Source organism: Limnoglobus roseus, assembly GCF_008254045.1.
Taxonomy (GTDB): Bacteria; Planctomycetota; Planctomycetia; order Gemmatales; family Gemmataceae; genus Limnoglobus; species Limnoglobus roseus.
The window spans coordinates 4,914,702-4,941,253 of sequence record NZ_CP042425.1 but is presented as its reverse complement, the minus strand read 5'-3'; the positions used below and the strand labels follow the sequence as shown (position 1 = coordinate 4,941,253).

Below are 26,552 nucleotides of genomic sequence, written 5' to 3'. Positions count from 1 at the left end.
TCCCCCTTGAAGAAGTACCAGCCGTCGTCGCGCCGCCACATCAACACGAAACGCCTGCTGATTCTGCTCGTCACGATTGCGCTTTTCGGCGGGGCGGCCTACGGGGCCAACTACCTGCAAGTCCACCGCAATGCCGCGAAGATGCTCGACCAGGCCCGCGACGCCCGCCAAGACGGCAACAACGCCGACGCCTTCCTGCTGTACCAAAATTACCTGAACTTCCAGCCGCGGGACATGAACGCGACCGGCGAGTACGCGGCCATCCTAGAAGAAGACCCGAACCCGAAGGCAAAGCGGGCGTTAATCGACTGCTACGAGCGCATGATGCTCGCCGCCCCGCAGCGGGCGGAGGAGCGCAAGAAGCTGGCGAAGATGTACATGACTTACCAGGTCTTCACCAGCGCCAAGCACCACCTGACCTACCTCCTCGACCCCGTGACCGGCACGCCGGGCGATCCGGAGTTGACCGAGCAACTGGCTGCGTGCGAGTTCCGCCTCGGCGACACGGCCGCGGGCATGACCCACCTGCGGAAGCTGATCGACGGCAAAAAGGCGTCGGCGGAAGTCTACCAGCGGATGGCCGAGTACCTTCGCAAAGAGGACCAGCCGACCGCGACCGAGGAAGCCGACCGCTTGATTGAGCAGATGGCGAAAGACCTGCCGGACGACACCGTCGCCCGCGTGGCCCACGTTAACTTCCTCTACAGCAAAGGCCAGACCGCCGCCGCCCGCGAGGAGATTCTGAAGGCCGCGAAGGAAGTCAAGGACGCCGCGAAGAACATCGATTTCACCCTGCTCATGGCCGACCTGTTCGTTCGCGACAAGCAGCTCGCCTCGGCCCGCGAGGTGTTGGCGAAGGCCGTGGCCGTCAACCCGAACGACACGCGGTTGCGCACCGCCTACTACCTGGCGCTCGAGGGGCTTCACGACAAGGCGAAGGCTCAGGAGGAACTCCGCAAGGCCGCCGAGGTGGCGACGAACAACGACCCGATGACGATCGACCTGCTCGACCTGATGATCGACAATCGCGAAGTGACCCTCGCCCGCCAGGAGATCGACCGCCGGTACAAGGGGAAAGAGACGTTCCGCCCTGTTTACGATTACTTGACCGGCCGACTGTTCCTCTTCGACGGCAACTGGCCGGACGCAATCCCGGCGCTCACGCAATGCTTGGAGTTCTTCGAACGGTTCCCGCGCCACTACGCGAAGGCCCAGGTTTGCCTCGGCCAGTGCTACTCGCTCGCCAACAACCCCGAGCGCAGCCTGGAGGCCTATTCACGGGCGGCGTTGGCGAACCCACTTCGCACGGACGCCCAGATCGGCAAGGCCGAGACTCTGTTGCGGCTGAACCGCATCGCCGACGCCGAGAAGATTTTGACCGACTACGCCGACACGATGCCCCCCGCCCGCTTCATGCTGGTGAGTGCGAAGCTCCGCGAGCAACTCGGCAAGCCCGTGGCAAAGCGGAACTGGGCCGCCTTCGAGACGAGCGTCGGCAAACCGCCGCGCACCGTCGGCGTCGAGGTACTTCGGGCGCAAGCCCTCGCGGCCCAGGGCCGGGCGGACGAGGGCGAGAAGTTGCTACGCGACCTCGTGTCGCGGGTGACGGAGGCGACGACCGCGCACGTCACTCTGGCCGAGTTTGCCGCCCGCCGCAGCCCGAAAGAAGCGGCCACCGTTCTCGATGATGCCGAGAAATTGATCGGCGACAAGGCCGCCCTCCGCATCGCCCGCGCGAACCTGCTGGCCCGCACGACCCGCGACGCGAAGGCGATCCGTGCCCTCGCCGACAACGCGGACAAGCTCCCCGCCGACGAGCAGAACGAACTCAACCTCGCCGTCGCCAACGTGCTGGCCGGCCTGGACCAACCAACGGACGCGATCGATCTGCTGAAGAAGGTGGCTACGGCGAAGCCCTACGACCTGGTCCCGCGGATGGCCCTGACGCAGATCGATCTGCAAGCGAAGCGGTTCCCGGAGGCCGAGGCCGTCATCGCGGAGATCAAGAAACTCGACGGCGAGACCGGGCCGGTGTTCCTCTTCGCCCAGGCTTTGAAGGAACTCGCCCAGTCGTCGAAGGTTGACCGGCCGCAGGCTGAACGGTTGCGCGGCCAACTGCAAGCGATCCTCAAGAAGCGAGAAGCCTGGACGCGGCCGCAGGTCGTACTCGGCGACATCGCGATGCTGACCAACGACCCCGACGCGGCACTGGCCGCGTACCGCACGGCCTACGATTTCGGCGAGCGCGACGAGGCCGTGTTGCGGAAGTTCGTCAACCTCCTGCTGGCCCGCGGCCGACAAGAGAACGCCCGCCGCGTCCTCGACGAGCGTAACCAACTGGCGGTGTTGCCGAAAGACCTCGGCCAAACGCTGTCGCTGCTGAACGCCGCCGGCGGTCACGGCGGCGAGCAGAGCCGCGAAATCGTCCAGAAGACAGCCGACTCGACCGACCCGCGGGAGCAACTCTTCCGCGGCAACTGGTTCCTCCTGAACGGCAACAAGGCCGAGGCCGTGAAGGCGTTCGCGAAGGCGAGCGAACACGGTCCGCACATGCCGGAAGTCTGGCTGGCACTCGTGCAGGCCCAGATTTTCACCGGCGACCGCGACGCCGCCATCGCGACAACGACGAAAGTCGCCCCGGCCCTTACGGCGGTCCGCGACAAGTTGCCCAACAAGGCGACCATTCCGCAGACGGTCGGCAAGTGCCAGGAACTCCTCGGCGACCTCGGCGGGGCCGAGCAAACGTACCTCGGCGGTCTGCGTGAATTGCCGAACGACCCACGATTGACCTCGGCCCTCGCGGACCTGTACCGCCGCGCCGGCCGCAACCCCGACGCCGACGCAAAGTGTGCGGCAATCTTAACCAGCGATGCCCCCGAAGACCTGAAGCGATGGGCGCGCCGCAGTCTGGCGGCCGGCAAGATGGTCGGATCGGACGCGCACACGCGAATCGACGCGGCGGTGGCGCTGTTGGACGAGAACTTGAAGACGGCGGAACTGCCCGATGATCTGCGGGCGAAGGCATTCGTCCTGGCCCGCGACCCGTTCCGCCGGATGGACGCCTACCAACTACTCGACCGATCCGCCCTCAACGATCCCCTGCCGCCTGACGATTTGGCACAACGGGCAATGCTCTACGCTCAAGAGGGGCGGTTGCAACTCGCGGAGGCCGACCTTCGCGAAGCGACGAAGTCGCCGAACGCCCGGGCGGTTCACCTCGTCCTGCTGCATCAAGTGCAGGTGAAGGCCAACCACCTCGACGCGGCCCGGCCGACGCTGGAGCGGATCAAGACGACGCTGCCGAATAGCTGGGACGCGACCGCCGAGGAAGCGAGAGAACTGGCGAAGGCCGGCGACAAAGCCCGGGCGGCGAAACTCGTCCTTGCGTTCCCCGCGGCGGCGAAGCCGGAGGTTCAGCTCCAATCGGTCGGCCCGCTGCTGTTGGAACTCGGTTGCACGGTCGAGGCGGAAGCGACCTTCCGGCAGGTGGCCGAGAAGTCGCAACTCCCGCAGCGGCACGCGGCCCTGGTCCTCTTCTACGTGGACACGCAGCAGACGTTGAAGGCGATGCAGACTGCGTGGAAGCTCGACGCGAAGGACTGCCCGCCGCCGTTGACGAAGGTGCAACTCCTGCGGAACGCCATCGCGGCGAAACCCCGGGCGGCGATCCCGCCGGCCGAACAACCCGAGTGGGACCGTATCGTCGGCGAGAGCCTCGCGTGGATCGACGAGCAGCGCAAGGCAAACCCGAAGGACACGACCGCGGTCGCGTCAGCGGCGGCGATCCTCGACGCACAGGGGAAGTACGATGAGGCTATCGCGGCTTACGAGCAAGTGCTGGCGGTCGATGCGAAACAGCCCGTGGCTCTGAACAACCTCGCGTCGCTGTTGGTGTTGCGGAACCCGGACGCGGCCGGCCGGGCACTGGAACTGGTCAACACGGCACTCGCAACGATCGGGCCGCGGAACTTCCTGTTGGACACGCGGGCGATGGTCCAGACGGCGGCCGGCAAGACCGCCGAGGCGTTGGTGGACCTGGGAGCCGCTCGGCTATTGGAACCGAAGGCCGTCTACGACTTCCACTCCGCCCTCGCGACGGAGAAGACGACCGAGAGCGAGAACAAGCGGACGTGGCTAAACGCGGCCCGCGACAAGGGGCTGAAGAAGACGATGCTCCACCCGCTGGAATGGCCGAACTACGAGCGGTTGTACGGACCAGAGTAATCGCGTTGATGGGGAACGGAGTGAAGGGGTGATTGATCTCACCCCTTCATCCAATCCACCGTTCGCCGTAAGCCTTCCTCGAAATCCACCGTCGGCTGGTAGCCGAGTTCCGACTGAATCTTCTCGATCTTTGCCTTCGAGAACCGCACGTCGCCGAGGCGGGCGGGGCCGTGCGTCGGCGTCACGTCGGTGCCGAGGATGCGGTTCAACGCGGCCACGAGTTCTAACAGCGACACGCTCCGGCCGGTGCCGGCGTTGTAGACGCGGCCGGAGACGCCTGGCGTTTCGGCCGCCCTCAACAGGGCTTGCACGGCGTTCGCCACGTAGGTGAAATCGCGAGATTGACCGCCGTCGCCGTGGACCGTCGGCACACGGCCGTTGAGCAGAGCCGCCGCGAAGATGGCGATGACGCCGCTGTACGGACTGTCGGCCCGCTGGCGGGGGCCGAAGATGTTGAAGAACCGCACGCGGACCGTCTCGACGCCGAAACTAGCCGCGAAGGCTTGCAAGTACATCTCACCGGCCAACTTCGCCGCCGCGTAGGGCGAGAGCGTTTCCAGCGGCGTCTGCTCGTCTTGGCCGGCCGGGTCGTCGGCCCCGCCGTAGGCGCTCGAACTCGCGGCGTACACCACCCGCCGCACGCCGTGCTTGCGGGCCGCTTCCAGCACGTTCAGCGTGCCGGTCGCGCAGACGGCGTGGCAGTCGAGCGGCGCTTCCAGGCTCTTTGCGACCGACGCCATCGCCCCGAGGTGGTAGACCACGCCGGCCCCGGCCACCGCCCGCGCCACGGCCGCGCCGTCGGTGAGCGAACCTTCGACAACCTCCGGGGCAACCGCGAGGTGCGTGAAGTTCTCCCGCAGGCCGGTGCTGAAGTCGTCGAACACGCGGACCGGGCGGCCGAGGCGGGTCAGTTCTTCCACCACGTGCGAGCCGATGAAGCCCGCCCCGCCCGTCACAAGACTCAGTTCCGCCATGACTACCTCGAACCGGAAACGCGAGCGAGAACCCATCGGGTTCTCGCTCGTCTGGAAGCCTGTGTTGTTATCGAAGATTCGCCCGCGGTTGTCCCTACTTCGAAGAAATGGGCACGATCACCGTCGGCAGCGGGAGTGGGACCACGGCCGGAACCGGCAGCGGGGCCGGAGCAGGTGGCACCGGCAGAGGCGTGGGAACGCTCGGCAACGGCAGCACGATCGAGGTGTTTTCCGTCTTCGGTTCCAGTCCCGGCTTCGCCTCGGGCGGCTTGGGGAGCTCGATCTTCGGCACTTCGGGCTTCACGTCCGGTGGTTTCGGGGCGTCGACCTTCGGCGGTTCCTTCTTTTCGGGCGCAATCACTGGCGGGTCTTTCTTCTCCGTGGCCTTCGGCCCTGTCTCAATCTTCGGCGTGGCCGGCGTGCCCTTCTTCTCCGGCTCCGGGATCGCCTCTTCCGCCGGGGGGGCGTACTTCACCGGACCTGGATCGACCGGTTGCGGTTCGTTGCATGCCTCACCCCACGAGCGCCACTGGGTCCGATTGTAGCCGAAGCACGGCCCGCACGGCGAGATCGTCGGCCCGGAGAACTGCTTGATGTAATGGGCCTCGGACTTGGGGTAAATCTTCAGCCCCTTGCCGAAGACGCCGTCCCCGGCCTGAACCGGCACGCCGAGGGCGGCCGCCGCGAGGAAAACGAAGGTGCCGCGGATCATGTTGGGGGTATCCTTTCGCGATACGAGGACAGCGGCCAGACAGCCGCCCGAAGTCTGGAAGGTCTATCGTCGCGGGTTGCCGTTGAACGCGGGTCGGGGGGCTTGGCCGATGTTGTTCGACATGCCGCCCGGCCGGAAGACCGACGCCGCCCCGGCGTTGTTGTAATTCGGTCCGGTGCTACTCCCGGCCCCGCTGGTTCGGAACCCACTCCCACCACCGCCAGCCCCCCCGCCGCCAGTCGGGCTGTTGTAGTAGTAGTGCGAGTAGAACCCGAATGTCGCCCCGCGGCCGGTGAAGAGGTTGTCGTTCAGCGAGTTCGTGTTGTTCGTCACCGCCTGGTTCGTCAGCGACAACTGTTGCTGGAGTTGGCTCGTCTGCTGAAAGAGCTTCTGCTCCGGGCGAACGATCCCGAAGTAATTGATGCCGGGGTTGTTCCCTCGACCGGCGAGGTTCAAGTAAGGACTGAACGACGGGCGACCCGCCCCCGCGCCGCCAGGAACCTGCGGTTGGGCCGAGAGGGGGCTGAGTGTGGACGCAAGCATCAAGCCGGCGAACGCCACGGCGTAACGGGTGTGAATGTGCATCGTCTCCCTCCGAGTCTGTCGGGGCGGGCGGCATCGGTCAGGCTAGCCGACGCCCGGTCGCCGTCAACAGTTCCGTCCGTGACTCGTCGCGGGGAACATCGACGAACGCGAGCCGCGGGATGGAGGAAGCGTCCGACGATTGGGGCAGCCGGAAGCCGCGTGACGTGACGGAATTCTTACAACCGCTACCGGCAGTCGCGTGTGGTATCATCGGCGGGAACGGAGGGCAGGTCGATGACGGAGGCGGAGTGGCGAGTGGGAAAAGAACCTGGCCGGATGCTCTCGCAGTCTGGCGTCACGTTCAGCCCGAGAAAACTGCGGTTGTTCGCTGTCGAATGTTGCAAGGCCATCACGAACCTTCTTGACGACCGCGGGCGAAGGGCACTCGTAATTGCCGAGCAGTTTGCCGATGGGTTCGCTTCCCCGACGCTACTACTGCAAGGGGAGCAACTGGCGACGGAAGCCTACAACGAATTTCACGGCGTCCAAGAATTCGCGGCCGAAGCGGTCATTGATGCCTGCGTTTCCGAAGATGTGTCAGCTAACGTCCTTCGTGTTGCCTGGTTGACTGCCAACCTGTTGGATGTCGGGATCGAGCGTCCCCTGAAGAAGGCGACGAAACGACTGGGGCGAATCAGACAATCCGAACATCTCCGCGACATCTTCGGCAACCCATTCCGCCCCATCGCACTCGAACCGGCGTGGCTCACGCCCACCGCCGTCGGTATCGCTCAAGGCATCTACAACGACCGTGCGTTCGACCGCCTGCCGATCCTGGCCGACGCGCTGCAGGATGCCGGTTGCGAGGACGCTAACATCCTCGCCCACTGCCGCGTCGACGGGCCGCACGTCCGCGGGTGCTGGGTCGTCGATCTCGTCCTGGGGAAGGAGTAAAAGGCGAGCCGAGCACCGTAGGTTGTGTGGACAGTAGTGGCGGTCGGTCGCATAACGGCCTCGACTCCCTCGGAGGCGGCTGGCATGCGACGGCATGAACTCTCGGACGCAGACTGGGCGGCGGTGCGGCCGCTGCTCCCGGCCCGCGGGCCGGCCGGCGGGGACCACCGGGCGTTCGTCAACGCCGTCCTGTACGTCCTGCGGACCGGCGTCCCGTGGCGGGACCTGCCACCGCGGTTCGGCAACTGGAACTCGGTCTGGCGGCGGTTCCGGCGGTGGTCGGCGGCCGGCGTGTGGGGGCGAGTGCTCGAGGCCGTCCGCGACCCGGACGTGTCCACCCTCATCCTCGACTCGACCGTCGTCCGGGCCCACCCGCACGCCGCCGGGGCGGAAAAAAAGCGGGCGGCCAGGCCGTCGGCCGCAGCCCCGGCGGGTTCGGCACCAAGGTCCACGCGGCCGTGACCGGCCGCGGCCACCCGGTCGCCCTGTTGCTCACGCCCGGCCAAGCCGGGGACGGGCCGCGGGCGGCCGCCCTGCTGGCCGGCCACCGGCCACGGGTGGTCATCGCCGATCGCGGGTACGACAGCGACGCCCTCCGTCGGCTGGTCCGCCGGCTGCGGGCCAAGGCCGTCATCCGCCCGCTCGGGTGCCGCCGCCGGCGGGTGCGGTACGACCGCCGGGTGTATCGCACCCGCAACGTCGTCGAGCGGTTCTGAGCCCGGGTCAAGCAGTGCCGGCGGGTGGCCACCCGGTACGACAAGCTCGACCAGTGCTACCTCGGGTTCGTACACTTGGCCTCCGCCCTGGATGTCCTGAGGCACCCGTGACTGTCCACACGACCTAAGGTGCCGGGTGAGTATCAGTGGCATTCACCCGGCACCTCACGGTGCTCGGCTCGCCGATCGTCGGCTTAGTTGCCGTTGTTGCCACCGCCGAAGAGGCCGTTGCCCTGGATCGTCTGCACCGTCGTCGTGCCGAGCAGGGTGAAGCCAAGAGCCCGTTCCGCCGGGGCAAGGACGCGACCGAAGTAGTTGTCGAACTTCGTAATCGGCTGGCCCATCACGAAGACCCGGTCGCCCGGCAACACTTGATAGTTCGTGCAAGTGTTGCCGCGGCGGGTGATGCCCTTCCAGTCCACCGGCAGGATTTGATCCGCGACGCCGGCTGGGGCGGGGCGGGCGACCCAAACCCGCTTCGACGACACGGCCGACAGGCCGCCGATCTGCGAGATCGCGTCGAGGACGGTTTCGTTTCCGGTGGATGGCAGGCGAACAACCTGTTCGCCGTTCCCGGCAAAGTCGGTGATGACGTAGTACCACTTACTGTTGTACGAGTACACGTCCACGCTCACTTCGGGGCGGTAGAGGTACTTTGTCAGGTGTTGTTCGATGGCCGACTTGGCCTGGGGAAGCGTCATCCCGGCGACGAAGACACTGCCGTAGACGCCGAGGCCGACGGTGCCGTCGGGCCGCACGAGGTGCTGGCCGGCGATCTGCTGCACACCGCGGCCGGACGAGGCGAGCGAAACGCTGACCGAGATCGACTTGAAGGACTTCCGCAATTCCCCCGTCAGCTTCTTCTCGATGTCCTTCGCCGTCAGGTCGCTCACCTGGTGCTTGCCGCCGTACGTCTCGCCGAGGTTGATGGTGCCGTCGGGATCAACGGGGTAAATGCCTTTGATCGGCTCGGTCGAATCGTCATCCTTGCCGATGAGCAGGAGCGCGTCGAGCGGTTGCACCAAATAAGGTGGCAGCGGAATCGTGCGCGTCGATTCGATGAGCAGAATGTCCGGCGACTCAACCGTATAGGTCGGGTGCGTGACCTTGTTCAGTTCCTTCGGCAGTTGCAAGTCGGGAACCGGGTCGGCGGCCTTCTTCTTGGGCACCGACGTGCAGCCGAAACCGCCCGCCGTCAGGCCCACCGTCGCGAGCGTCCACAGGACTGTTTTCACACACCGGGACCGGAACATTCCTTGTTCCTCCAATTGCGACGGTAGCGTAATCGGCGACTCGTGCCCAGAATGACGCACGTGCCGACGTTTCACCCATGCTCACCCGATTTATCGTCATTCCCGGCCGTCCGATGCAATCAAACTAATCGTCACTTCCGTTAGATTCAGAAATGAATACAATTCCCTCCATTCCCGGAGGTAAGTTCCCCTCGCGGAACCAAAGAGTAAGCTAGACTCAGTAAAATTATCGCGCGGGCCGTGAGTTTAGACTTTCTTGTCCGGTGTCGAGATGTGTTGGATTTACAACCGGATCTGTCAGAAATATCGTCAAAACCGGGCCGCAATCCGGTGTAGGTGGAACAAAGAATCTCGTTGAAAGAAGGTGGATTCTCGGTGGTTTCCGCAGTATTCCCTCGCGGAACGGTGTGAGTTTATCGAATAGGCATCAAATGTGCTATCGATCGAGTCGGGATCGGTTCGCATGTTCTGTGGCGATGCGGATAAACGAGTACTTCGAGAACGGTGTTTGACGGCTTCCCGACAGCCCGTGTGATTGAACTCGCGATGTCACGAGATTTGCCAGGAGCCGCGTAATGCGTCGATCCCCCGAAGGTGACCAGCAAGGTAATGCCGCGTTAGCCCAGTATTCCGCACCGACGTATTCCATTCCTGGTGGCGCGTATTCTGCCGCGCCGAGTCCAGTCTCCCTACCGTCGCCAGTCGGCAACCGCAACGTACCGACGTTCATGGGGTTGCTAAACGCCCTGAAACGGCGGTGGGTTCTGGCGAGCTTCCTGGGGTTGCTCGTCGCCGCTGCCGCTGCCGTCGCCCTCTGGATTGCGGCCCCACAGGGGAAGCACCAAGTTAAGGCCCTACTTGAAATCACCCCCGAGAACGTCGGCCTGATGCCGGGGGCAAATCAGCAGAACGACAGCAACACGTCGAACTTCAAAGAAAACCAGATGGTGCTCATCAAGACGCGCACCATCCTGACCCGCGTGGTCCAGAACGAGAAGCTGAAGGACACGCAGTTAGTGAAGACGTCCGACGACCCAGCCAAGGTCATTGAGGACATGCTCCGCCTGCGGTGGGAAGCCCCAGACCTGATGGCGGTCACCATGAACGGCGACCGGCCCGACGAACTCAAGGAAGTTTTGGACGTTCTGGTGCAGACGTTCAAAGCTGAGTCGAGCGCCAAGGAGACCGAACGGCGGCGGGCTCAAAAAGACATCCTCGTGAAGCTGCGAGAGAAATACCAGAAGGACATCGACGACATCATGCGGGCCGGCCACCTCCGCGGTGACATGAACGCGCCGCAGACGCCGGAAATGTTCAACGAGAAGGTCAAGGACGTCGGCGACGAACTCCGCAAGGCGCGAAGCGCGAAGCGCGAAGCCGAGGTCAAGTTGGCTGCCTTGGACGATCAGGTCAAGGCCGCCAACGACGAGGCGGCGTCTCTACAAACCAAGAAGTTTACCGACGAGCAAATCGAAGCGGCCCTGCTCCGCGACAAAGAGCCTGCGTTGGTCGGCTTCCAGGCTGAACTCGAGGTCGCTCAGGCGAAACTCAAGGCCCGGCAAGGTGCCTACAAGGACGCCGACAATCCACGGATCGTGGAAGTTCAGGACGAGATCAAGGACATCATCGCCCGGCGGGCGGCGCTCACGTCTCAACGGCGGAGCGATGTCGAGACGAAACTCCGGGCCGAACGCCGTGACGAGATCGAGAAGGGGCAGCGGCTGATTCAGATCGAACGGACGACAGCCCAGTCGAACCTCACCAAATACTCGCAAGCCGTGACGGAACTAGAATCGCGGCTCGAAGTCATGAACCGGATGGGGATCGAAGTCATTAAGCAGGACCGCGAAATCAAGCCCAAGATGGAGCAGAAGCAAAAGATCGAGGAGCAGATCGAGCAGTTGAACCTGTGGCTCAGTTCCGGAGGCCGGATCGAAATCCGCGAGAAGGCCGTCATCATGTACAACCACAACCAGCGCCAGAAGATGCTCTACAGCGGCATGATCGGCGTGGCGATGTTTTTGGTCGTCCTCACCCTCGTGGCCTTCCTGGAGTGGCGGACCCGTCGAGTGGACGGCGTCGACCAGGTCGTTAACGAGATCGGCATGCGGGTCATCGGCACGATCCCGGCCTTCCCGTCGCGGCAGAGCATCAAGACCGGCGAGGCGGACGCCAACCAGAATTGGCGGTTCATCCTCAACGAGTCGGTCAACAGCACCCGCACCATGCTCCTGCACACGGCCAAGACGCAGAGCATGCAGGTCATCATGGTCACGAGCGCCATGCAGGGCGAGGGCAAGACTTCACTCTCCAGCCAACTTGCGACGAGCATGGCGACGGCCGGCCTGCGGACGCTGATCGTGGACTGCGACCTCCGCAACCCGTCGATGCACCGCCTCTTCGACCTGCCCCTCGCACCGGGTTGCTCCGAGATTCTGCTCTCGGAATTGGACGTCAGCGACGCGGTCCAGCCGACGACGGTGCCGAACCTCTGGGTCATCCCGGCCGGCCAGTGTTCCAACCGCGTCATCTCAGCTCTGGCACAAGGGCATCAACTGGAATCGCTGTTCAACCGCCTCCGCGGGCAGTTCGACTTCATCGTTGTCGATTCGTGCCCGGTGCTGCCGGTGGCTGACACGCTACTAATCGGACAGCACGTCGATGGCGTGTTGATCTCGATTCTGCAAGACATCAGCCAACTTCCGAAGGTGCTGGACGCTTCCGATCGGCTGTCGCAGTTGAACATTCCCCTCCTCGGGGCGGTGGTCAACGGCATCAAGACCGACATCCACGCCTACGGCTACAACTACGTGAAGCAACTGCCGGCGTAAGTGAACGGATCGACTTCCAGAACGCGACGGAGCGAAGCGAATGCGGGCAGTGGTGATCGGAATTGCGGTGGTCGTCCTGTGCGGGGCCGGGTGGCTGGAGGTGCGGACCACGTCCCACCGGGCCGACGCCACTGCGATCAAGGCCGTGCAAGAAAAGCTCGACGCCGTCCCGCTCGCCGTGGGCGACTGGAAGGGCGAGGTGCAAGAATACGACTCCAAGAGGTTCGACCGCACCGGGGCCTTCGCCGCGACTTCGCGGGTGTACCGGAACGCGAAGACGAACGAGGTCGTCACTGCCCTGATTCTGGCGGGAGCGGCAACAGAGATCGGCGCCCACGACCCGAACCGCTGTTACGCCGGCGCGGGGTACCGACCGATCGGCCCGCAGCAACGCCGGGAACTCGACGAGTCGGTTCCCGGGCCGCACTGCACGTACTGGTCCGCCCGGTTTGACACGGATACCTTCCCGGCCGTTTCGCTCCAGGTCAACTGGGCCTGGAGTCTCGACGGTGCGTGGACCGCGTCCGAAGACGCCCGGTACGAGTTCGGCCGCGAGCCGGTGCTGTACAAGCTTTACGTGCAGCGACGATTAAACACGCTCGGGGGCGGCGCGCAAGCGGCCGACCCGACCGAAGGGTTCCTGGCCGAGTTCTTTCCCGCCGCGCAAAGCGTACTGCAGTCGAAGTGACGCTCCATTGACCCGCCATCCCCCGGTTGCTTTTGAGGATGCCCATGGCATTGACGCCGCTGCCCGAACCATTGCGACCGACCGTGCCAGAGTCTTCTTCCGCATCCCGCTCCCAGCCCGGGTGGCCCGAAGTCGAATTGTTCGACGCGGTAGTGACCGTGCAGATCGACCCCGTCGTGTCGTGGTACTCGGCGACGAAGTCGGTCATCGACTGGTTTACCGCGCTCGCACTCTTGGTGCCGGCCCTGCCGCTCATTGGCGTCTGCTGGCTTGCCGTCCGCTTGACTTCGCCCGGTCCCGGCTTCTACCTGCAATCGCGGCTCGGCCGCGGCGGCCGCGAATACCGCATCATCAAGCTCCGCACGATGGCCCACAAGGCTGAGGAAAAGACCGGCGGGGCGAAGTGGTCGACGAAGGGGGACATGCGCATCACTCGGCTCGGCGCGTTCCTTCGCAAGACGCACTTCGACGAACTGCCGCAGTTGTTCAACGTGTTGATGGGCCAAATGAGTCTGGTCGGCCCGCGCCCGGAGCGGAAGTCGATCATCGACAAGCTCGAATTGGAAAAGCACGTCCCCGGCTACGCCCACCGCCTGCTGGTCAAGCCCGGCGTGACGGGGCTGGCCCAGGTGCAACTGCCGGCCGACGAGGACATCAACAGCGTCAAGCACAAGGTCGTTTACGACCTGTACTACATCGAGAACTACAGCCTCTGGCTCGACCTGCGGCTGATGCTCTGCACGGTCTTCAAGGCCGCCGGCCTCCACCCGCGGTGGGCGCAGCGGGTCTTCTGGCTCCCGCACCGCGACACGGTCGCCGAGGTGTTCCAGAGCAACCTCACCCCATCCCCGCTGGAGCAAAGCTCCAACCTGCAACCCGTCTGACACCCCGAAGTCCGTGAGCGTGATGCGTCCGCGTTTGTTGTACCTGACCCACCGCGTGCCGTTCCCGCCGGACAAGGGGGACCGCATCCGCAACTACCACCTCCTGCGGCAACTGTCGCACCGCTTCCGCGTCAGCCTCGGCTGCCTCGCCGACGAACCCGTAAGCGACGAAACGCACCGCGAACTCCGCGGCCTCTGCGAGCAAGTCGCGGTCGTGCCGCAGTCGCGGTTCGGCCGCCTCGCGGGGGCGGGGCGGTCGTTCCTGACCGGCGGGAGTCTCTCCGAAGGGGCGTTCTCGAACCGCGAACTCGCCCGCACCGCCGAGGCGTGGCACGCACAATCGCCGTTCGCCACGGCGGTCGTCTCGGCGACGAGTTTGATCCCGTACCTCCGCCGACCGGCGTTGCGGGGCGTGCCGGCGTTCGTGGACGTGGTGGACGTAGATAGCCGCAAGTGGGACGACTTCGCCGCGACTGCTCGCTTCCCGAAGTCGCTGCTCTTTCGCCTCGAAGGTTCCCGCGTGCGGAAACTCGAAGCCGACCTGCCGAAGTGGGCCGCGGCCGCGTCGCTCGTCAGCCGGGCCGAAGCCGACATCTTCGAAGAAGTCGCCGGCCGCGGGACCGCCACCGTCGCCACCAACGGCGTTGATCTCGACTACTTCCAACCCACCCCTACGCCGGTGAAGCCGGTTGCAGCGTTCGTGGGGGCACTCGACTACCTGCCGAACGTGGACGCGGCCGTCTGGTTCGCCCGCGAGGTGTGGCCGGCGATTCATCAATCGCGACCGGACGCCGAGTTCTGGCTGATCGGCCGCAAGCCGACGGCCGAGGTTCGCACGCTCGCCGACCTTCCCGGCGTGAAGTTGATCGGGCAAGTCCCCGACGTGCGACCGCACCTGGCGGAAGCGGCCGTTGCAGTCGTGCCGATGCGGCTGTCCCGCGGATTGCAAAACAAGGTCCTCGAAGCCCTGGCGATGGGCAAGGCGACCGTCGTTGCCCCGCCGGCCCTCGCCGCCCTGAAGGCCGAACCAGGCCGGCACTTGCTGAAGGCCACGACGCCCGACGAGTGGGCCGCCGCCGTGCTGGCGCTCCTGGGCGATGCCGCTCACCGCGAGCAGTTGGGCCGGGCCGGGCGAACGTTCGTGGAAGAGCACCACCACTGGGACCGCTGCCTGCAACCGCTGGTCGAGAAGATCGCGGCCGCCTGTGAAACGAAGACGCCGCAGATGGTGGAAGTGTAATCCATGACCGCGACCGCCGAACGATCTCACACCGACTCGCCCAAGCGACTTACGCCGCGACCGCCGGTGGTGTTCGACACCCGCGTCGTCACCGGGTCGGGCGGCGGGCCGGACAAGACGATTTTGAACTCGCCGCGGTTCCTCGAACCGCTCGGCTACACGATGCTCTGTGGCTACCTCCACCCGCCCGGTGATCCCGGTTATGCCGAGATCATTCGGAAGGCCGAACGCTACCGGGCACCGCTCATCTCGATCCCCGACCGCGGGCCGTGGGACTGGCGCGTGGTGTCGGGGTTGCTCGCCGCGTGCAAGCGCGAGCGCGTGGACATCTGGCACGGCCACGACTACAAGACGAACGCCCTCGGCCTGCTCTTGAAGCGGTTCTGGCCGATGCGGCTGGTGACGACGGTACACGGCTGGGTCCACCACACGGCCCGCACGCCGATGTATTATCGTGTTGATAAGTTCTGCCTGCCGCGGTACGAGAAGGTCATCTGTGTCTCCGACGACCTCGTGACGGAGTGCGAACGGGCCGGCGTGCCATCGCGGAAGTGCGTGCTGTTAGAGAACGCCATCGACACGCAGGAGTACACCCGGAAACTCGCCCCCGATCAGGCGAAGGCGAAGCTCGGCCTACCCGCGAACCGCTTCGTCGTCGGGGCGGTCGGCCGGTTGGAAGAGGAGAAGGGCTTCGACATTCTGATTCGCGCGCTGGCCGATCTCGTTCAGCGGGGCATTGACGTTGGCCTGCTCATCGTCGGCGAAGGCAGCGACCGGCCGCGGTTGGAGGCGATCGTCGCGGAACTCGACCTCGGCGACCGCGTGCAACTCCCCGGCTGGCAGTCGGACGTCCGGACTTCCTTCGAGGCGATGGACGCCTTCGCGCTTAGCAGCTACCGCGAGGGGTTGCCGAACGTGTTGCTGGAAGCGATGGCCCTGGAAACGCCGTGTGTGGCCACGCGGATCAACGGCATCCCGCGACTGATCCAGGACGGTCGCAACGGGTTGCTCGTCCCGCCCGGCGACTCCCCTGCCCTGGCGAACGCCCTGTTCGCGCTGCTGACGAACGCCGACCTGCGGAACGTCTGCCGACAGGCCGGCCGGCGGACGATCGAGGCCCACTACAGCTTCCCCGCCCGGATGCAGAAGCTGAAAGCGATCTATGATGAACTGCTGGAGCGGTAGAGGATGCCGACAACTGCCCGACCCCTCCGCACCGACGCCCCCTCCGTCGCCGGTTGGCCCTGTCACCGACCGAGGGACGCCCTTGATGGTCCGCCCGATTACACCACCGTTCCGCGTATGGGTTCACTCGGCGTCGTCGCTGCACTCGCGGTTGGCCGACCTGACCACGTTCGCCACCGCCCACGGCCCCACCGCGCTCGGCCATGATCCCCGCTGGCTCCCGGTCCTCCGCGACGGCCTGCGGCACGATGTTTATGCCGTCGAAGCCCGCACCGCCGACGGAACGACGTGCGGCTTCCTGCCGCTCGCTTACGTCAGCAGCGTGCTGTTCGGCCGCTTCCTCGTCAGCCTGCCGTACCTGAATAGCAACGGCGTGCTCGCGGCGTCGCCGGACGTGCAGACGGCCCTCGTCGATCGGGCCATCGAACTGGCCGACGAACTGAACGTCCGCCACTTGGAACTGCGGCAGGAAGCGCCCATCGACCACGCCCGCCTGAACGGCCGGCTCACGTCGAAGGTCCACATGCGGCTGAAACTGCCCGCCACGCCGGACGTTCTCTGGAAGAAGCTCGACGCGAAGGTTCGCAATCAGGTTCGCAAGGGCGAGAAGAGTGACCTGATCGTCCGTTGGGGCGGCCTCGACCGGCTCGACGACTTCTACGCCGTGCTCAGCCACAATATGCGCGACCTCGGCACGCCGATCTACGCCAAGAATTTCTTCGCGAGCATCCTCGAAACCTTCCCGAACCAGGCCGAGCTTTGCACCGTCTACGCCGGTCCGCAGCCGGTCGCGACATCGCTCTTGTTGCACGGCAATGGCATCACGGAAGTGCCGACGGCGTCGTCCCTCCGCGAGTTCAACCCGACCTGCGCGAACATGCTGATGTACCGCCACCTGCTCGACCGAGCCGTGGAACGCAAGCAAGCGATCTTCGATTTCGGCCGGTCCACGACCGACGGACCGACGTTCAAGTTCAAGAAACAGTGGGGGGCCGACGCCCACCCCGCGACGTGGCAGTACCACCTCCGCACCGGCGAACTCGGCGAGATGCGGCCGGACAACCCGCGGTACCAGCGGGCGATTCAACTCTGGCAGCGGTTGCCCGTGCGGGTGACGCAGTGGATCGGCCCGGAGATCGTCCGCGGCATTCCGTGAGGCGCATCACGTCTTCGGCGACGGGACGCCGAACTTTTCCGCGAACGGTTCGAGCGACGCGAGGATGCCGGGGTAGAGGGCCACGCCCTCGGCCAACGCCCGGCGCTTGCGGTCCAGCCCGCGCTGCCCCGGCAGGCGGACGGCGTCCCCGCCCGGTACGGGCGGCGATTCTCGACAGGCCGTTGCGGTCCAACCCATCTGCGTTCGAAATGCGTCCGCCCCGCCAAACGCGGCCGGGTCCCAGACTTGCACGAACACCGACGCCCCCCACCCATCCGGCGCGTCGGCCCGGCCGAACCCGCCCAGCCCTTGCGTGAGGGCTTCCACCATCAGCGCTAACGCATAGCCCTTGTGGCCGTGATCGGTCCCGCCGGTCGGCAGGAGCGTTCCCGGTGGGTCTGCGAAGAGTGCCTCCGGGTTGTCTGTCACTTTGCCGGCCGCGTCGAGTGCCCACGCCCCCGGAAACGTCTTGCCTTCTCGCCGAAGGCGGGTGGCCAGACCGTTCGTGGTAATGGAGGCGCTCACGTCGATGAGGATGGGGTCGTTGTCGGTCGGGATGCCGATTGCGAACGGGTCGGGGGTAAACACCGCCTTCCGGCCACCGATCGGGGCAACACTCGCCACCGCGGGGTCGGAACTGGCGATAAGCACCATCATCCCGCGGTCCGTCGCCCGTTGCAGGAACGCAGCCAGGCAGCCGATGTGGTGGCTTCGGCGAATGACGACCGTGGCTTGCCCGTGGAGTGCCGCCCGCTCGACGGCCAAAGTAACGGCCCGCGTTGCCAGCCACACGCCGGGGAGTTTGCGACCGTCCCAGGTGACGGCCGCGCCACGGTCGGCGATCACGTCCGGTTCGCCGTGGGCCGTCATCCCACCGGCTTCCAGTTCCTTCAAGTACGCCGCAGCCAGTTGCATGCCGTGTGTCGTGTGGCCGAGCAAGTCGGCTTCGACCAACCCGGCGGCAATCGTCGCGGGCTTATCGCCGTCACAACCGGCCGCCGCGAACAGCGCGGTCGCGTAGTCGAGGAGGTCGGATACCGGGGAGAGAGGAGGGTTCATTGCTGTCTCCGACTTAACGGGGTGAGTGAACGAAGTACGATCTTCACCATCCCGGACATCTTCTCGGATACGACATCTCAACTCAGGCGGAACAGCTTTCCTGACAGAATCAGTCTTCGCCACCAGCGTGGAGCGTCGCGGGTATTCCCCGAAGTTGAAAACTTTTCCTCAAGTTCGATTACGCCCCTCGTTACCCCGTCGCAGAATGGATGAGTGATTCAATTCACACCAGGAGGACGGCCGTGCGATACACTCTAGCCCGCTTTCGCGTCAAAGTCTTTTGCACGCTCGTACTGCTCGCACCGTCGGCCCGCGGGTTCGAACCGCCGACGCGCGTGACGACTGACGCCGACCTCACGCAACGGGTCCAGACGGTTCTGAACGCCGATGCGGTGCTGAAGTCCCGGTCGTTGATCGTCAGCGTCGTGGACGGCGTGGCCGTCGTCGGCGGCCCGGTCGCGTCGCAGGACGAGGCGGCTCGCATTCGCCAGCTCCTCCGAGTCGTGCCGGGGTTGAGCGATGCCAAAGTTTCCGCGTGGGTTCCGGCGGTCGAAGACCCGCTGAAGCAGAAGATTGCCGAGCGGTTGAAGGCCCGTGAAATGCCGGTGGCCTCGGTAGCCCCGGTGAACCGTGTGGCCCAGAATGACCCGCGACCGAACGGCCGGGTGGTGGTGCAACGGTACACGCCGGTCGCGCCCGAACTGCCGCCGATTCCGTTGCTGCTCCAGCCGACGACGACGGCGCTGGCACTACTCCCGGCGAGGACCGACTCGGCGTATTCGCCGATCCCGGCCCCACCCCCGCCCGCGCCAGAGGGGCCACCGCAATACCCGACGATCCCGTCCCCCGCCGTGCCGGTGACACCGAAGCAAGACGTGGCGACCGCCGTCGAGGTGGTCCGGTCCGGGCAAACGCGATTCGGAGACTTGACCGCGCGGGTTCAATATGGGATCGTGACGATAGATGGGGCCGTGGCCGAAGCAGAGGATGCGTGGGAATTCGCCACCCAGGTGCGGAAAGTCCCCGGCGTGGACCGAGTCGTGTTGGGCCAGATTTCCGTGCGGTAACAGGTGTAGTGGTGGCAAGGTTTTCCCGACCGGCAAAAACCGCAACTTCTAACTAGTCCCCGGCCCCGGACCGTTCTAGGATCAATCGAACGGAACCCGAGATTGGTTCATGCGCATCCTCCTCATCTCCGACATCCACGGCAACTGGCCCGCCCTCGCCGCCCTGAACGAGCCTCACGACATCTGCCTATGTATGGGCGATCTCGTGGAATACGGCCCGGAACCCGGCAAGGTCGTCGACTGGGTTCGCCGAAACGCGGCGTATTGTGTCCGCGGCAACCACGACCACGGGACGGCCCAGAACGTGGACGTGTCCGGCGTCGGCGGCTTCCGCTTCCTCACGATGGCCACCCGACAGCCGACGATGCACATGCTCGGCGCGGCCGACCGCCGTTATCTCGCTGACCTGCCGACGATGAGCCTGTTCACGCTGGAGAAGAAGCGGTTCCTGCTGGTCCACGCCACGCCACGTGATCCGATGGACGAGTACGTGATGGCCGACGCCACCCAGTGGGCGAACCGCGTGGCCGGGTGGAACGCCGATTATGTCTGCGTCGGGCACACGCACTTCCAGTTTGCCCTCGACGTGGTCGGCACGAAGGTCATCAACCCCGGCAGCCTCGGCCTCCAGCGGGACGGCATCCCACTGGCCCGCTACGCGATTTTGGAGAACGGCCAGGTCGAACTCAAGCAGATGGAGTACGACACCGAGGCCGCCGTCGCGGCCGTCAACGACAGCCCGTTCGACGACCGGGCGAAGGCGATGCTCAACGACATCTTCCGAATCGGTCGGTATCAAAGCCCCATCCCCGGCATGAACGGCGTCCACGCCCCCGTGCCGCAGCGATTGGGTGCGTGACGCACTCCCTGCCCTTCTCGCGATTCGCTCTCGCCCTTACAATTCGCTGAACGAATACTCCTCGCAGCGAGAGCGACATGCGATTCACCAAGATGCACGGCATCGGCAACGATTACGTGTACGTCAACTGCTTCGTCGAAAAGCTCCCCGCCGAACCCGCGATCGTGAGTCAGGCGGTCAGCCACCGGAACTTCGGCATCGGGTCCGATGGCCTCATTCTGATTTGCCCGAGTGAAGTCGCGGACGCCCGAATGCGGATGTACAACTCCGACGGGTCCGAGTCCGAGATGTGCGGCAACGGCCTCCGGTGCGTGGCCAAGTACGTCCACGACCACAACATCGCCAAGAAGTCGTCCCTGACCATCGAAACCGGCCGCGGCATTCTCAGCGTGGACCTCGACGTGGTGAACGGCAAGGCGCAGAAGGTTCGCGTCAACATGGGCGAGCCGATCCTGGAAGCCGCGAAGATTCCGACGACCCTACCCGGGGACCCGCCAGTGAACGCAGCCCTTAGCGTGGGCGGCCGCGAGTTCCTGGCGACGTGCGTGTCGATGGGCAACCCGCACGCGACGGTGTACGTCGGCGACGAGTTCTTCACCACGACCGGCCGCGACCTCGTCGCCGAGTTCGGGCCGCTGATCGAGAATGCCCCGGTATTCCCGCGGCGGGTGAACGCTCACTTCGTGAAGGTGCAATCGCCAAACGAAGTCACGATGCGGACCTGGGAACGCGGCAGCGGCATCACCCTCGCCTGCGGCACCGGGGCGTGCGCCGTGTGCGTAGCCGGCGTGCTGACCGGCCTGACGGACCGCAAGTTGCTCGCCCACCTGCCGGGCGGCGACCTGGAACTGGAATGGTCGGCGGCCGACAACCACGTCTACATGACCGGCCCCGCGACCGAAGTGTTCAGCGGTGAGTGGTTCCCTGCATAGTCCGTCGGCTCGCCCGGCGTTTTCACCGCCGGGCGCCGTCGGCCGAACCGCAACTTGTCGAGGTAGATGTAGTAGACCGGCGTGAAGTAGAGCGTCAGCACCTGCGACACGATCAGCCCGCCGACGACCGCCAACCCCAGCGGCTTCCGCGACTCCGCCCCGGCCCCCCAACCGAGGGCGATCGGCAACGCCCCGAGTAGGGCGCACATCGTCGTCATCATGATCGGCCGGAACCGGACCAGCGACGCCTCGTAGATCGCCTCGCGGGCCGACTTGCCCTGCGTCCGCTCGGCTTCCAGGGCGAAGTCGATCATCATGATCGCGTTCTTCTTCACGATGCCGATGAGCATGATGAGGCCGACCATCGAGTACAGGTTCAACTCGCTGTTGAAGAGGGCCAGGGTGAGCAGTGCGCCGACGCCGGCTGAGGGGAGGCCGGACAGGATCGTGACGGGGTGGACGAAACTCTCGTACAGCATGCCCATCACGATGTAGATGACCACCACTGCCGCGATCAGCAACAACCCCAGGCCCTTCGCCGACTTCTGGAACTCCTGGGCCGTCCCCTGGAAGCCGGTCGTGAGCGTCGGGGCCAACTCCTCGCGGGCGGCCGCGTCGATGTTGTTCAGCACGTCGCCGAGCGAGACGCCGGGCCGCAGATCGAAGGAGATCGTCACCGACGGCAGTTGCCCGGAGTGGTTGACGGTCAACGGCCCCACCCCGCGGCTGACGGTGACGAGCGAATCCATCGGCACGAGGATGCTCGAGGCAGACCGGATGTACAGCCGCGACAACAGGGCCGGGTTTTCCTGAAACTCCGGCTTCACTTCCAGGATCACCTGGTACTCGTTGTTCGGCGTGAAGATCGTGGACACCTGACGCGATCCGTAAGCGTTGGCGAGGGCGTCCTCGATCTGGCGAGCGGTGACGCCGAGCGACTTCGCCCGGTCGCGGTTGATCCGCACGTTCAACTGCGGGCTGCGGAGTTGCATGTCGCTCGTCACTTCGAGCAGTTCCGGCATCGCCCGCAATTTCGCTTCCAGGCGGGCCGCCCCGGAGTACAGGTCGCGGGTGTCCGGCCCCTGGATGGTGAACTGGTACAGGCTCTTGGCCGTCCGCGAGCCGATCCGGATGGGCGGCGGGTTCTGGAAGAACACCTTGATCCCCGGCACCGCGGCCGTCTTCTTCCGCAGCCGGGCGATCACCTGATCGGCCGAGAGGTCGCGTTGGTCCCGCGGCGTCAAGCGGATGAAGATGCGGCCGGCGTTGGCGGAAGCGTTGAATCCCATCGACCCGACCGTGCTGTTGAACGCGGCCACGTACTCGTCGGTCCGCAGAATTTCCTCGACGCGGCCCTGGGCGTCCAACAACCCCTGGAACGAGATGTCCTCCGGCCCTTCCGTGGTGCAGGTGATCTGGCCGGTGTCCTCGCTCGGGAGGAACCCTTTCGGCAGCACCACCAAGTAGTAGACCGTTCCGGCGATGAACGCGAACGAGAACAACAGCATCAGCAACCGCAGGCGGATCGTCAGCCGGAGGGTCCAGGCGTACAGGCCCAGGAACAGGTCGAACACGCCCTCGGTCACGCGGAACAGGAGGCCGTGCCGCGTGTCGGCGTGCGGGGCGTGGCCGCCGCGGAGGAGCAAGGCACAGAGCATCGGCGTGAGTGTCACCGACACGAACCCGGAGATGACGATGGCGATCGAGATCGTGACGGCGAACTCGCGGAGCAATCGGCCGACGAGGCCGCTCATGAACAGCACGGGGATGAACACCGCGACCAGCGAGATCGTCATCGAGACGATCGTGAAGCCGACCTCCGCCGAGCCGTCGAGCGCGGCCCGCAGCGGCGGCTTGCCCATGTCCAGGTGGCGGATGATGTTCTCCAGCATCACGATGGCGTCGTCCACCACGAACCCGACCGCGAGCGTGAGGGCCAACAGCGAGAGGTTGTCAAGGGTGTAGCACATCAGGTGCATGACGCCGAACGTGGCCACGATCGACACTGGCAGCGCCAGGCTCGGGATGAGCGTCGCCCGGGCACTGCGGAGGAAGAAGAAGATCACCAGCACGACGAGGCCGAAGGCGATCAGGAGGGTAATCTGGACGTCGTGGATCGACTCGCGGATCGGCACGGAGCGGTCGGCCAGAATTTGAAGCGTGACCGATGGCGGCAGTTGCGCCTGAAAGCTCGGGATGAGCCGGAGGACTTCGGCCGCCACTTCGACCGTGTTCGCCCCCGGCTGCCGGTAGACGGCCAGCATGATCGACCGGGACAGATCCCCCGGTTCGCCGGCCGGCGTTCGTTCGGCGAAGTTGGCCCCGACCTTGTCGTTCTCGACGCCGTCGAAGACTTTCGCGACCTCGTTCAAGCGGATCGGTTGGCCGCCACGGTACGCCACGATGACGGGGCGATAACTCTTCGCCTCCATCAGCTGGCCGGTGGCCTGGATGTTGAACGCCTGCTTACGGCCCTGGAACGTGCCGGTCGGCAGGTTCACGTTGGCGTCCTGGAGGGCGGTGGAAATCTCGTCGAGGCCGACGCCGCGGGCGGCGAGGACGTTCGGATCGACCTGCACCCGCACGGCCTTCTTCTGCTGCCCGTAGACCGTGACCTGGGCCACGCCGTTGATCTGCGACATCCGCTGGGCGAGGAAGGTTTCGCCGTACTCGTTCACGTCGAACAGCGGGAGGACGTCGGACCGGAGCGTGAGCAGGACGATGGGCGAGTCCGAGGGGTTCACCTTGCGGAACGCCGGCGGGGCCGGCATGTCGTCGGGCAACGACCGGGCCGCCTTCCCGATGGCCGATTGCACGTCCTGCGCGGCCGCGTCGATGTTGCGGCTCAGGTCGAACTGCATCGTGATCGAGGTCACGCCGAGGACGCTGGTTGAGGTCAGCCCTTCAATGCCGGGGATGGCCGTGAACTCGCGTTCGAGCGGCGTCGCGACGGCGGCGGCCATCGTCTCGGGGTTCGCCCCGGGCAGACTGGCCGTGACCTGGATCGTGGGGAAGTCCACGTTCGGCAGGTCGTTCACCGGCAGGGACGTGTACCCCAGCCCGCCCGCGAGAAGCAAAGCCAGAGTGAGCAAGGTCGTCATGATCGGGCGGCGGATGAACGGGGACGAGATGTTCACTCGGGCTTCCCCTTTCCGACCGCGGGAACGGGTAGACCCGCCTTCACATCGACCTTCAACCCCGCGACCAACCGAAGTTGGCCCTCCGTGACGACCGTTTCCCCGGCCGATAGGCCGGACGAGATCACCGCCTCGCGGTCGGTTTCGAACGCGACCGTCACCGGCCGCAGTTCGACCTTGCGCTCGGCGTTCACGACGAACACGAACGTCCCCCTCTGGCCCGCCTGCACCGCCGCCGTGGGAATCAGAACACTGTCGGGGCGGTCCCGCAGGGTCAGGACCACGTCGACGAACTGTCCCGGCCAGAGCTTGTGATCGCGGTTCGGGAACTCGGCCTTGAGCGACATCGTGCCGCTGCCGACGTTCACGGCGTTGTCGATAAACGCCAATTTGCCGCGCATGGGCGGTTCGCCTTCCCGCAGCAAGGCTTCCACGGTCAGTGGTGCCTCGGCTTGGGCGGCAGCAACCGCGGGGAGTTCCTGTTCCGGCAGCGCGAACGTGACGAAGATCGGGCTGACCTGATGGATGACGACGAGCGGGTTCAAGCCGTTCGCCTCGACGAGGTTACCCTGGTTGACGAGAAGTTCTCCGACGCGGCCGTCGAGTGGGGACGTGATCGTGGTGTAGCCGGCCTGAATCTTCGCGGAGTCGAGGGAGGCCTCGTCGATCGCCACGGACGCCTTTGCGGCGGCCGCGACCGTGCGGGACTTGTCGAGTTCGACGCCGGACGCCGCCCCGCCCGCGTCGACCTTCTCCAACCGTTCGAGGTCGAGTTCCGCCCCCTTGAGCATCGCCCGACTCTTGGCCAGCGTCGCCTCGGCCAACTTCACCGCCGCCTGATACGGGCGGGGGTCGATGGTCAGCAACTTCTGATCCTTCTTGACGTACTCCCCTTCCTTGAAGAGCACCTCCGTGAGTTGCCCGCCCACTCGCGGCCGGATGGCGACCGTCGCGACCGTTTTGACGGTCCCGATGGTTCGGACCTGGACGGGGACGGTTCGCTTCTCACTGACGGCAACGGTCACGGGCGGCGGCGGGGCTTCCGGCCGGGGGCCCGGTGGTTTGGTACACCCGGCGAACAACAGGCAAAGAATTAATACGGGGGCGGGTATTCGTCTCATGGGCCAGAGCCAGAAGAGGGGTCTGGAAGGCGGGCGTGTGGGGTAGACTATACCGACGCCGACCACCGACCTGAAGGGGCAATCTCCGAATCCGCCCCTCGATTCCAAGTCAGGACGCTCGTTTCGACGGTCTTGACAGATCAGCCTCATGGGGCGTAACTTGCCCGTTTCCCGCGAAGATCACCGAAAACCCGGCCGAGCCGCGTGGCCATTCGAGGCAGGACGCCATGAAGATTCGCAATCCGAAGCTCGTCGCCGCCGCCAGTTGGCTCGCCTCGCAAGCGGCGTTCGCGGTCGTGAAGACCCTGCACTTCGATCACCACTGCATCGGCCCCGACGTGGCCTACGGCCGGCCAACGTACCCGGACCGCATCCTGCTCTCGATCTGGCACGAGAAGTTGCTGCTGCCGACGATCAAGTTCGGCGGGCCGGACATCGCGGTGCTAATTAGCCAGCACGCGGACGGCCAACTGCTCGGCGGCCTGATACGCAAAATGGGTATGGGCCTCGTCTGCGGGTCGAGTACCCGCGGCGGCGTCGAAGCCGTGCGGCAGATGGTCCGCGACGACTTCCCCTATCGGAACATGGCGATCACGCCGGACGGGCCGCGCGGGCCGCGACGGGTGGTTCAGCCGGGCGTCATCTACATCGCCTCGCGGACGGGCATGAAGGTCGTCGCGATGGGCGTCGGTTACAACCGGCCGTGGCGGCTCAAAAGCTGGGACCGCTTCGCGATTCCCCGGCCGACCTCGCGGGTCCGCATCGTCCACGGCGAGCCGATCACGATCCCGCCGAACCTGCGATCGAGCGAACTGGAACCGTACCGGCTGTTGGTGCAAACGGAGATGGACCGCGTCGACGGCATCGCCGAACGGTGGGCCGAGACGGGTCGGCTTAGGATTACGAAGCCGGCGGCTGTACCACTGAAGTTGGCGTCGTAGTTAGTCCAGCAAGACCGCATCGAATTGCTTGGCCGTCAGTGCAGCATGAGCTTCTGCCAACGACGGCACGACGGTCAACTCGTGGGTGGCCAGG

Annotated in this window: 19 protein-coding genes and 1 pseudogene; 13 read left to right on the top strand and 7 right to left on the bottom strand. The window is 65.5% G+C overall.

What is annotated here, in order from left to right:
• Positions 1 to 6 precede the first annotated feature (6 nt).
• Positions 7 to 4,224, top strand: a complete 4,218-nt coding sequence (locus PX52LOC_RS20610; RefSeq protein WP_149111865.1) for a tetratricopeptide repeat protein — start codon at positions 7 to 9, stop codon at positions 4,222 to 4,224.
• A 38-nt stretch (positions 4,225 to 4,262) separates the two neighbouring features.
• Here the strand turns inward: PX52LOC_RS20610 and PX52LOC_RS20605 are convergent, their stop codons facing one another.
• The 3 genes from PX52LOC_RS20605 to PX52LOC_RS20595 form a co-directional block, all read right to left on the bottom strand.
• Positions 4,263 to 5,198: an NAD-dependent epimerase/dehydratase family protein gene (locus PX52LOC_RS20605; protein ID WP_149111864.1), complete on the bottom strand. Its 936-nt coding sequence runs from the start codon at positions 5,196 to 5,198 to the stop codon at positions 4,263 to 4,265.
• A 94-nt stretch (positions 5,199 to 5,292) separates the two neighbouring features.
• A complete protein-coding gene (locus PX52LOC_RS20600; RefSeq protein ID WP_149111863.1) occupies positions 5,293 to 5,910 on the bottom strand; it encodes a hypothetical protein in 618 nt (205 codons plus the stop codon).
• A gap of 63 nt (positions 5,911 to 5,973) precedes the next feature.
• Positions 5,974 to 6,495, bottom strand: a complete 522-nt coding sequence (locus PX52LOC_RS20595; protein ID WP_149111862.1) for a hypothetical protein — start codon at positions 6,493 to 6,495, stop codon at positions 5,974 to 5,976.
• 255 nt (positions 6,496 to 6,750) lie between these two features.
• Between PX52LOC_RS20595 and PX52LOC_RS42680 the strand changes: the two genes are divergently transcribed.
• Both PX52LOC_RS42680 and PX52LOC_RS20585 read left to right on the top strand, forming a co-directional pair.
• Positions 6,751 to 7,389 (top strand): hypothetical protein, encoded by a 639-nt coding sequence (locus tag PX52LOC_RS42680; RefSeq protein WP_246173424.1) that lies wholly within the window; start codon positions 6,751 to 6,753, stop codon positions 7,387 to 7,389.
• Positions 7,390 to 7,473: 84 nt separating this feature from the next.
• Positions 7,474 to 8,216: pseudogene (locus tag PX52LOC_RS20585) on the top strand (IS5 family transposase).
• 83 nt (positions 8,217 to 8,299) lie between these two features.
• Here the strand turns inward: PX52LOC_RS20585 and PX52LOC_RS20580 are convergent.
• On the bottom strand, positions 8,300 to 9,358 hold the full coding sequence (locus PX52LOC_RS20580) for a polysaccharide biosynthesis/export family protein (protein ID WP_149111861.1): 1,059 nt from the start codon (positions 9,356 to 9,358) through the stop codon (positions 8,300 to 8,302).
• 575 nt (positions 9,359 to 9,933) lie between these two features.
• On the opposite strand from PX52LOC_RS20580, the gene PX52LOC_RS20575 reads away from it, so the two are divergent.
• From PX52LOC_RS20575 to PX52LOC_RS20550, 6 genes are all read left to right on the top strand, one after another.
• The gene (locus PX52LOC_RS20575; protein ID WP_149111860.1) at positions 9,934 to 12,189 is read left to right on the top strand and encodes a polysaccharide biosynthesis tyrosine autokinase; all 2,256 of its coding nucleotides are present in this window, start codon (positions 9,934 to 9,936) and stop codon (positions 12,187 to 12,189) included.
• Positions 12,190 to 12,229: 40 nt separating this feature from the next.
• Positions 12,230 to 12,877, top strand: a complete 648-nt coding sequence (locus PX52LOC_RS20570) for an exosortase-associated EpsI family protein (protein WP_149111859.1) — start codon at positions 12,230 to 12,232, stop codon at positions 12,875 to 12,877.
• A gap of 44 nt (positions 12,878 to 12,921) precedes the next feature.
• A complete protein-coding gene (locus PX52LOC_RS20565; RefSeq protein WP_168219111.1) occupies positions 12,922 to 13,761 on the top strand; it encodes a sugar transferase in 840 nt (279 codons plus the stop codon).
• A gap of 22 nt (positions 13,762 to 13,783) precedes the next feature.
• On the top strand, positions 13,784 to 15,001 hold the full coding sequence (locus PX52LOC_RS20560) for a TIGR03087 family PEP-CTERM/XrtA system glycosyltransferase (protein ID WP_246173785.1): 1,218 nt from the start codon (positions 13,784 to 13,786) through the stop codon (positions 14,999 to 15,001).
• Positions 15,002 to 15,004: 3 nt separating this feature from the next.
• Positions 15,005 to 16,186, top strand: coding sequence for a glycosyltransferase (locus PX52LOC_RS20555; RefSeq protein WP_149111856.1), 1,182 nt, complete (start codon positions 15,005 to 15,007; stop codon positions 16,184 to 16,186).
• 85 nt (positions 16,187 to 16,271) lie between these two features.
• Positions 16,272 to 17,342 carry a FemAB family XrtA/PEP-CTERM system-associated protein gene (locus PX52LOC_RS20550; protein ID WP_149111855.1) on the top strand — a complete coding sequence of 357 codons (1,071 nt, stop codon included), beginning with the start codon at positions 16,272 to 16,274 and terminating at the stop codon, positions 17,340 to 17,342.
• 6 nt (positions 17,343 to 17,348) lie between these two features.
• Here PX52LOC_RS20550 and PX52LOC_RS20545 read toward each other — a convergent pair whose 3' ends face one another.
• Positions 17,349 to 18,401, bottom strand: a complete 1,053-nt coding sequence (locus PX52LOC_RS20545) for an Ldh family oxidoreductase (RefSeq protein ID WP_149111854.1) — start codon at positions 18,399 to 18,401, stop codon at positions 17,349 to 17,351.
• A gap of 242 nt (positions 18,402 to 18,643) precedes the next feature.
• Here PX52LOC_RS20545 and PX52LOC_RS20540 point away from each other — a divergent pair, with 242 nt between their 5' ends.
• The 3 genes from PX52LOC_RS20540 to dapF all read left to right on the top strand — a co-directional run bounded on the left by PX52LOC_RS20540 (position 18,644) and on the right by dapF (position 21,259).
• Positions 18,644 to 19,468: a BON domain-containing protein gene (locus PX52LOC_RS20540; protein ID WP_168219110.1), complete on the top strand. Its 825-nt coding sequence runs from the start codon at positions 18,644 to 18,646 to the stop codon at positions 19,466 to 19,468.
• Between the two features lie 109 nt (positions 19,469 to 19,577).
• Positions 19,578 to 20,327 (top strand): metallophosphoesterase family protein, encoded by a 750-nt coding sequence (locus PX52LOC_RS20535; RefSeq protein ID WP_149111852.1) that lies wholly within the window; start codon positions 19,578 to 19,580, stop codon positions 20,325 to 20,327.
• A gap of 77 nt (positions 20,328 to 20,404) precedes the next feature.
• On the top strand, positions 20,405 to 21,259 hold the full coding sequence (dapF, locus tag PX52LOC_RS20530; RefSeq protein WP_149111851.1) for a diaminopimelate epimerase: 855 nt from the start codon (positions 20,405 to 20,407) through the stop codon (positions 21,257 to 21,259).
• Here dapF and PX52LOC_RS20525 read toward each other — a convergent pair.
• Both PX52LOC_RS20525 and PX52LOC_RS20520 read right to left on the bottom strand, forming a co-directional pair.
• Positions 21,205 to 24,396: an efflux RND transporter permease subunit gene (locus PX52LOC_RS20525; RefSeq protein WP_149111850.1), complete on the bottom strand. Its 3,192-nt coding sequence runs from the start codon at positions 24,394 to 24,396 to the stop codon at positions 21,205 to 21,207. The genes dapF and PX52LOC_RS20525 overlap by 55 nt on opposite strands.
• Entirely contained in the window at positions 24,393 to 25,421 is a 1,029-nt protein-coding gene (locus PX52LOC_RS20520; RefSeq protein ID WP_168219109.1) for an efflux RND transporter periplasmic adaptor subunit, read from the bottom strand. Before PX52LOC_RS20520 ends, PX52LOC_RS20525 begins: the two co-directional genes overlap by 4 nt.
• A gap of 323 nt (positions 25,422 to 25,744) precedes the next feature.
• Between PX52LOC_RS20520 and PX52LOC_RS20515 the strand changes: the two genes are divergently transcribed.
• Positions 25,745 to 26,458, top strand: a complete 714-nt coding sequence (locus PX52LOC_RS20515; RefSeq protein ID WP_149111848.1) for a lysophospholipid acyltransferase family protein — start codon at positions 25,745 to 25,747, stop codon at positions 26,456 to 26,458.
• Positions 26,459 to 26,552: the final 94 nt, after the last annotated feature.